The sequence below is a fragment of the Pseudofrankia coriaricola genome (assembly GCF_001854805.1).
In the GTDB taxonomy this organism is placed as follows: domain Bacteria; phylum Actinomycetota; class Actinomycetes; order Frankiales; family Frankiaceae; genus Pseudofrankia.
In genome coordinates this window covers 71,990-80,423 of the sequence record NZ_MBLO01000221.1, presented here as the reverse complement: position 1 = coordinate 80,423, position 8,434 = coordinate 71,990, and the positions used below count along the sequence as shown (strand labels likewise).

The 8,434-nt window shown below is 72.0% G+C and carries 6 protein-coding genes; all 6 read left to right on the top strand.

Annotated elements, in window-relative coordinates; genetic code table 11:
• The coding region (locus BCD48_RS26585) for a hypothetical protein (protein ID WP_206745031.1) at positions 1–2,960 on the top strand (2,960 nt) is incomplete at its 5' end.
• 4 nt (positions 2,961–2,964) lie between these two features.
• Positions 2,965–4,023, top strand: a complete 1,059-nt coding sequence (locus BCD48_RS26580) for a hypothetical protein (protein ID WP_071051104.1) — start codon at positions 2,965–2,967, stop codon at positions 4,021–4,023.
• A gap of 700 nt (positions 4,024–4,723) precedes the next feature.
• Complete coding sequence (locus BCD48_RS26575; protein WP_131804109.1) at positions 4,724–5,422, top strand: hypothetical protein; 699 nt, start codon at positions 4,724–4,726, stop codon at positions 5,420–5,422.
• Entirely contained in the window at positions 5,419–7,830 is a 2,412-nt protein-coding gene (locus BCD48_RS26570) for a CHAT domain-containing protein (RefSeq protein WP_071051102.1), read from the top strand. The genes BCD48_RS26575 and BCD48_RS26570 overlap by 4 nt, the downstream gene beginning before the upstream one ends.
• Positions 7,831–7,876: 46 nt before the next feature.
• Positions 7,877–8,218: a hypothetical protein gene (locus BCD48_RS26565; RefSeq protein WP_071051101.1), complete on the top strand. Its 342-nt coding sequence runs from the start codon at positions 7,877–7,879 to the stop codon at positions 8,216–8,218.
• 76 nt (positions 8,219–8,294) lie between these two features.
• On the top strand, positions 8,295–8,423 hold the full coding sequence (locus BCD48_RS55015) for a hypothetical protein (protein ID WP_274536579.1): 129 nt from the start codon (positions 8,295–8,297) through the stop codon (positions 8,421–8,423).
• Positions 8,424–8,434: the final 11 nt, after the last annotated feature.

Below are 8,434 nucleotides of genomic sequence, written 5' to 3'. Positions count from 1 at the left end.
ACGGGGAGCGCCCGCAGCTGTGCCAGCGCCGGTGGGCGGACGCCGTCATGTCCGCCGAGGAGCAGGCGACGGCCTGGGACAAGGCAGCCGACGACGCGGAGAAGGCCCACCAGGCCGCGGTCACGGCCCTCGACGCGCTCGACCGCCGGCTCGGGGGCCTGCGCGCCGAGGCCGCCGACGCCGAGCGGACGCTGCGGGACTTCGACGACGACGTCGCCGGCCTCGCCGCTCACGAGACGCTGCGGGTACTCGTCGACGAGGGCCTGCGTGGCACCGACGAGGTGGCGCGGGCAGCGGCCGCGGCGGACGCCGCCGCCCGCAGTGCCGACCTGCGCGCCGCCGAACAGGAACGGCTGGCCGCCGAGGCGTCCGCCGAGCTCACCCACCTGGACGGAACAGGCACCGCGCCCGCCGGGGCAGATGCCCTCGCGGTCCTGGCCGCACTGGTCGACGCGCATGTCGGCGCGGTCACCGGCCTGGAGTGGATCGAGCACAACGTCGTCGACGCCGACGCCCGCCCGGCCTTCATCGCGGCCAACGCAGAGCTCGCCGGCGGCGTGGTCGTCCTCGACGCGGCCCGGTTCGACGCCGCCGCGTCGTCACTGGCCACCTCCGAGCTAGTCACGCGGACGCCGGTCACCGTCGTCACAGTGCCACAGTCCGCCGCGGCGGAGGCCGCGCTGACACCTGACGAGTCGCGTCGACACGTCGTCCTCCCCCATCGCGCGACCTGGGACCGGGCCTGGGCCCGGACCCGGCGCGACGAGCTGGAGACCGTCCGCTCCGCGGCCGCGGCGGCGGCGGGCATGGCCCGCGCGGCGGCGAGCGACCACCGGCGTGCTGCGGCGGCTGGCCAGCAGTTCGTCGCCCGCTGGCCCGGAGCGGACCGCGACGAGCTGGCGCGGCGTTCCCGCACCGCGGCCGACGAGGTCAACGCCGCCGAGGGCCAGCAGGAGACACTGCGTGCCGACCGGGACGGACATCTCGCACAGGCCGCCGACGCGCGCCAGCAGCGCGACGACGCCCGGGCCCGTGGCGTCACGGCCCACGCGAACGAGCAGGCCGCACAGCGGCTCATGACGGTCTGCACGCAGGCCGACCAGGCAGCCGAACGGCGGCCCGCGGCCGAACGGGACCGCCAGCGTGCCCTACGGGACGCCGACGACGCCCAGGAGGCCGAACGGTCGGCGCGCACCCGGTCCAAGGCGGCGACGGAGCTGGCCGCGCGGACCCGGGCAAGCCGCGACCCATGGCTGCGGGAACGGGCCGAGCTCGGCGTCGACGTGGCAGCCCCCGACCCAGGCGGCAGCCTCGAGGTCGTCCGGCGCGGCTGGACCGCCCTGCGTGACGAGCTCCACGACGCCGAGCGGGGCCTGGTGGAGGCCGGAGTCCTCGAGCGCGCCGGCCGGCACCTGGGCGAGCTGCAAGCTCGTCTGCCTCGGCACACCCCCGCGGCCATCGAGCGTGCCGAGGTCCTCGCCGGGACGATCGAGGCCTCGTCCGCCGAGTTGCGGACCGCCGCCCAGCGGCAGGCACGGCGGGACGCCAGCACCGCCGAGTCCGACCAGCTGCGCGCCGAGAGCGACCAGCGCGCAGCCGCCGCGACGGAGCGGTCGGCACGGCCCGCGGACCGGCCCAACCACGTCGACCTGGCCAACGTCCCGGAATGGCGGCCCGCGGACCCGGCGAATATCTTCGCGATCCTGGAACGCCTGGAGATCCGCAACGCCGAGCTGCTGGCCGCGCGGGAGGCCGCCGAGCGGGCCGAGACCGACGCCCGCGAGCTCCACGACCTCGTCGCCGCGGACGTGTCCGCCCTGGCCGACACCTCGGCGATGTGGACCGCCGACAAACCGCCGACCGTCGCGCTCTTCGACGCGACGAAGGACGCCGCCCGCACCCGCATGCGTGACCTGATCGCGACCCTGAACTCAGCGGAGAAGGCGGAGCGGCAGGCCCGCGACGCGCTGCGCGACGCGGTCGCAGACACCCGCGCCGCGGTCGCCGACCCACGCTGGCGCGACCTCGACGCCCCCGTCGCCATCCGCCTGCGCTCGCTGCGCGACGGCGAGCTGGTCACCGAGGCCACGGCCCTCACTCGGAAGATCGACATCATGACCCGGTCGGCGCGCGGCGACCTCGACTCCCTCGACACGCACCGGACCGTGATCCGGGACGGGCTGGTGTCGCTGTGCCGCGACCAGCGGCGCCTCCTGCGGGAGGTATCACGCTCATCGCGACTCCCCGACGGTCTCGGCGAGCTGTCCCTACGGCCCGCGGTGAAGATCCTTTTTGACGAGGCGCCGGCCGACGCCGCGGTCGCGAAGCTCTCCCAGCGGGTCGATGCCTGGGCCGTTGAGCTCGCCACGAACCCGAAACGCGCCTCATCGTCCGAGGTACGCGCCCGATGGCTCGCCGACGCGGTCCGTGACACCGTCATCGACCGTCCCAAGGCCGGCCCGTGGACCGTGGAAATCCTCAAGCCGCGCATCGACGGGAAAGTGCTGTACTGCCCGCCGGACCGCATCCCCCACGAGTTCTCCGGCGGCCAGGTCCTCACCCTCGCAGTGCTGGTCTACTGCGCTTTGTCCGGCGTCCGCTCCGCCCACCGCCCCGGCGGCGCCCGACCGCCCGGAACGCTGATCCTCGACAACCCGTTCGGCGCCGCGTCCGCCGAGGCATTGATCGCGATGCAGCACCGCCTCGCCGCGCACACCGGCCTACAACTGGTCTGCGCGACCGGGCTCAACGACGCCGGCGTCGACGCCGCGTTCACCGGCCCAGGATCGGTGATCGTCAAGCTGCGCAACGACGGTGACCTGCGACGCAACCTGTCGTTCCTGCGCCTGCGCGCCACCGTCGTCGACGGCATCGACATCGCCACCGCCCTCACCTCGGGACGCGACGTCGACGCGCAACGGAACTGGGTCGACGCGAGCGCCTACCGGATCGGCGGGTGAGCCGATGCTCGTCCGACAGACCGAAGTCGACGCGCTGCGCTCGGCACTGGTCGAACGCGACCAGGTGCGGGTACCGCTGGAAGCGTTGTGGCCGCTCTGGGCGATGGCCGCCCCACGCCTGGTCGGGAACGTCGGCCAGGTTGAGGGACTGTTCGTCGCGTTGAAAGCGCTGGAAGAGGCCGGCGTCGTCACCCTGCCCCTGCACGCCTGGGACACCACTACCAGGCCGGCGCTGCCTAAATCAATCACCGTTCCGGGCGCGCGGAAAGCCCCCGGCCAGCGGCCCTGGACCCGTTTCCCGTGGTGCGCCCGGATGGGCTGGGCCGCCTCGCTGCCGGCGCTCTCCGACGCCCAGTTCCGTGACCTCACTGCTGTCAACGACTGGCTCGTCCGCGCCGAGGCCTCGGGCGAGCCGCCGCAACAAGTGCTCCTGCGCTACCGGTCGGTCGAGCTGTTCGGCGACGAGAAACGGCTCGAAGCCCTCGCCCGGACAGAACTGTTCGGACCAGGACGACTCAGCCTCGGCCTCCTGCGCTGCCGACGTGTACCGGCGCCGCTGCCTGCCGCCGCGGTCGGACCAGGCACGGACCTGCTGGTCGTCGAGAACAGCGACACCTACTGGACCGCGGTCGACGTCCTCTCCGCCGCCGACAGACACCCCGTCGGCGCGGTGGCCTGGGGATCCGGGAAAACATTCCCCTCGCAGGTCGCCGCGCTCACGGTCGACGTCGCCGGCCGCGGCCCGGTGCAGGGGACCGTCTGGTACTGGGGCGACCTCGACCCCGCGGGCGTCACCACGGCCGCCGACGCGGCCGCCGCGGGCGCTGCCCACGAAATACTCGTCCGCCCGGCCGAGAGCCTGTGGGCAGCTATGGCGGACCGCCCGGTGCAGAACTCCGGTGGAGTTCCGTGGCCCCCCGACCTGGGGCGAGACTGGCTGGGGCCCGCGCTCTGGGCCCGCCTCAGCACGGTCCGGGACACATCGGGACGCGTCGCCCAGGAATCCGTACCAGCCGAAAGTCTCGCCGCCTGGGCGACAGGCCTCGGCCGCCCGCGGCGCTGAGGCCCGGTCCGGCACCGGACAGATAGCCAGGCGTTCCCCCAAACACGCTCCCGCGTGGCCACACTCTGTCCACAGCTCGAGGCACGGCGCCACTGAATTTCGTCCCCGACCCCGCCCCGCCGCAAGGCTCAGGAGCGGCGACGCCAGCGCGGGTTCAGAACTCGAACCATTACCCCACCGCCGGCCACTCTCACCAGTGAGCCCGTTCTCCCAGATCAGACGGAGGCAGGCCGGTGACGAACGCCCATTCCACTCCCCCGCCCAGCCCGAGAACACAGCGGATGCTATCCGTGACGCAGTGGTGCTGATCTCCGCCGCTGTCGCCAACAGCAGACCCAGCCCCTACCAGCCAGCCACCGACCGCCACAACAGCCACCCCAGCGACCCCACCTCGAACGCAAGATCACGCCCACCCGGGGGCTCGCAGATTATTAACGCGCTGGTTTGATCTTCGGTGTGAGGTTGATGGGACTGCCGCAGCCGGCCGGCGCAGCGGTCTGGGCTACCCATCAGCATGATCGATTGGTGTCTCGAGGTGTCCTACCGGTCCCTGCTTCCAGGGCTGCGACCACGATCGCGATCATGTCGACAGACGATGCGCGGCGACCGATGGTGCGAGAATCGGGTCATGGTTGAGCGGGACATCGCCGTGGTGGTCGTACGGCTCGCGGACTCATCTCCGCGCGAGGCGCACGACCTCGTGGTCGCCAACCCGTGGCTGTTTGACAGCGGCGTCGACGAGGCGATTGATGCCCTGCTGACCGTGGCCCGCCGGCAGGGCGACGGGCGTCGCGCCGAGAGACTGGAGCGAGGGCGAAGCGCGCTGCGGCGGTGCCGGGAATACGGAGCCGAGCGGGCGCTGATACGTGACGTTCTCGACCGCATCGAGTCGCTCGGCCCCACGGAGCTGGCCGACGCAGTGCGCGTGGTGACGGACGAGGACCTTCAGGCAGAGCTGCGCCGACGGATCGACGGGGCGATCGACATCGGCGATGTGCTCGCGTGGGATCACTGGCTGAGCGTGAGCATCGCGCTGGAACAGGCCGGCGGTCCACATTCGTCCCAGGTTGTCGCACCGGCCGGCATCGCGTGGGACGACGCCGAGCGCGACGTCTGGTGGGCGAGGCAGTTCCTCGATGAGCACGACGTCGAAGGGCAGCGGCAGATGCTGCGGGACGGGACGCTGCCGCTATCGCGGTCACGGCTCGAGCGGGTTCGGCTACGGTTTCGGGCCGCGCACCTGATCGCGGCACGTGAGCGGGATGCGCTCGAGGTCATCCACCTGCGCCGGAGTCTCGCCATGGCGCAGGTGGCAGCCGAGGCCGATCGGGATCCGGGCCTCGCCGAGGAGGTCCTCGCAGGGCGCCAGGACGTATTCGTCGAGGGGTACGTCCTGTGAACGTCGAAGGGCTGGTACTGCACGCGGAGGCGCTCATGGGCGTCGCAGACGAGCAGGACGTCCCGTGGCCGGAGCGCACCGCCGCGTTCGAGGAGGGCGCCAGCATCCTCATGGACGCGACGACCATGTCGGATGAGGTGGGGCACCTGGACCGTCTGCTCTACGTCGGCGACGGAGTCGTCACCACGCCATTGTTACGAGGCGAGCGCCTCGCCCCGCCGAGTCCCGATCTGATCAGCGCCTATCTGTGGATGGCCGAGGCCAACCTGGAGCTGTTCGAGTTCCGGATGCGGGTCACCGACCTGAGACAGGCCGCGACCGCGCTGCGAACCGCGGCCGACCTCCAAACCCTCCAGGGCGAGAACGACCCGGTTGTGGGCATGCGGTGCGCTGTCGTACAAGCGCGCCTCGCGGCCTACCGTACAGAGACTTTTGAAACGGACGGGGACCTGGCGGCGGCGACCGAGGCCCTGGACGCGGCCGGTGCCGACAACGCGGTCGCCGCCGGCTGGCTGGCCCGGTGCCTCCGGCTGCAGGCGGCTGCCTGCGCCGACCCGGAAGGCACCTTGCGCGGTGCGGTGCGGCTGCTGCAACAGGTGCTCCAGGCGCCGCTGCCGCAAACCCCCGTCCTGCCATGGCTAGAGGCCGCCTGGGGTGCCGACCTGGCGCGCTGCCAACTGGACATCTACGCGCTCACCGGCCTGCAGACCGACCTGAACATCGCCTTCAACTGGGCAACGCAGGCATTGGAGAAGCAGCGATCATCGGTACCGGCTGGCTGCGCGATGGCGCGAGCCGCGCGCATCGCGCTCGGCACCAAGATTCCCGTCGGCATCGAGGACGTCGAAGAGTGGCACGACGCGCTCATCCTGCTAGGCGGGCGGAACTGGCACGGCTGGCTGCTGGCGAGGGAGTACGCCGCCTGGTGCGGGAACGCCGGTCGGCCGGAAGGTGTCGTCCAGGCACGGTACGTCTACGACACCGCCCTCCAGACGGCCGAGGCCGAGTCGGGTCCGGCGGAACGTCGTACCTGGCTGCGCGAGATTGCCGCCCTCGCACCGCTGGTCACAGATCGGCTGTTCGCCGATGACACACCGGGAGCCACGGGCTACCGACTCGAACGCGGGCGGGCGTTGATCCTCCGCGAGCGGTTCGCCGACGAGTACACCGAGCTTCGCGAGGTCATCGCCGCCGGAATGGGGGGCCTCGCCTCGGAGCTGCGAGAAGCGTTGAACGCAACCAGGTCCGAGCGTATCGGCGTGCGCGGCCGCGACATCGCCGCCACCCGGCTGGCGCAGCTGACCGACCAGCTGCGCCGAGTGGCGGGGTTCGAGCGCTTCCGCGGCTGGCTCGAACCCGACGAGGTCGCCGAGTCAGCCGGCGGCGAGCCGCTCATCTACCTCCTGCCCGGGCCCACCGGCGGCTGGATGGTCGGGCACGACCCGGACAGCGGGTGGTTCCATCAGCACCTGCCGCTCTGCCGGACCGACGAGATCCCGGCGTCCGTGCGGCGTTTCCACAAAGTCATCCGCACCGCCACGCTCCCGGCGGGAGCCCGTCGGCATGCGGTGACCGCTGTCAGCAACTGGCTGTGGGACGCCGTCTACGTGCCCCTGCGGCCCCATATTGAGCGCCGAACGTGCCACGTCGTCGCCCACGGCTATCTCGCCAACCTCCCCATCCACGCGGCCCAGCGCGCGGATGGGTCCGCTCCCGCGGCGGTGCACGAGTCCGACATCCGCTACGTTCCCTCGGCGCGGTCGCTGGCGCACTCTCGCCGCACCCTCCAGGACGCTGACCCCCACGACCAGGTGTTCCTCGGCGTGCCGCCACCCAGCGGCGCCGCGATCGCCGCGGCCGAGCGCGAGATGGCCTTGGTCGCGCAGTGGTTCCCTCGGGCCGTCCTTCTTCGGGCCGGGGAACGGTCACGCGCCGACGTGGTCCGGGCTGCCCAGACCGCCGGCTGGCTGCACGCCTCCTGTCATGGCGTCGCGGATGCCAATGACCCGCTGAACTCCGGACTTCTGCTCGCTGGCGAGGAGCGGCTGACCCTGGGAGACCTCGCACGCGCGACCATCGGTCACCTCACTCTCGCCGTGCTGTCCGCCTGCCAAACCGCGGTCCCTGACCCCGAACTACCCAACGAGGAGCTCAGCCTCGCCGCCGGATTCCTCACGGCCGGCTGCGGCGCCGTCGTCGCCTCCTCCTGGCAGGTCCCCGACCAGGCCACCGGCGCGCTGATGACCCACTTCTACCGCGCCTGGCGCCGCGAGGGCCGGACACCGGCCGAGGCGCTGCGCACCGCGCAGCTGCGTCTCGCCGAGACTGGTGAGGACGCCGATGGGACGGCCGTAACCGCCTGGCGTGACCCGTACTTCTGGGCCAGCTTCCGTTACCTCGGCTGGTGAGCTCGGGCCCGCGACAACCGGGCCGTCTGCCTGCCACACTTGGCGCGTGAGCGAGCCCGAGACGCTGACCATCTACCTCCAGGCTGAAGGCGACGCCGACCTCATCGCCGACCAGCTTCGCGCGGCCGCCGCCGAGCTACCCGGCGCCGGCGCAGCCAGCGTCGAGATCGACGACGTCGAGCGCTCGACAGTCGACGTGCTCCAGTCGATCACACTCACCCTCACCGCCGCCGGAGGCGTCGTCGGCGCCACCAACCTCCTCATCGGCCAACTCACCGACCTGATCAAATCAGTGAAGGGTATCCGCGCCGCCTGGCGCGACACTGAAGATGGCCCGGTCCCGATCGACGTCACAGATACCGACAACGCGGACAGCGGCCAGTCGTAGAGCCGTTGGCGGGCGGCGGCGGTGTCGATACCCTGCCCGACGAACCCTGCCCGACGACAAGCAGCCCGATCGCTCGGTGGGCTCCGACCGGCTGGCCGTGCAGCTACCCGAACCGATCAACGACCCGGACCGGCTCACTCATCTCGACATCCGCCGACGTGACCGCCTCGGCGGCATCCTGCACGAATACGAACATGCAGCCTGACCAGCCCGGAC

Coding starts and splice junctions, on each gene's coding strand:
- BCD48_RS26580 (WP_071051104.1), top strand. CDS start 2,965: ATGCTCGTCCGACAGACCGAAGTCGACGCGCTGCGCTCGGCACTGGTC.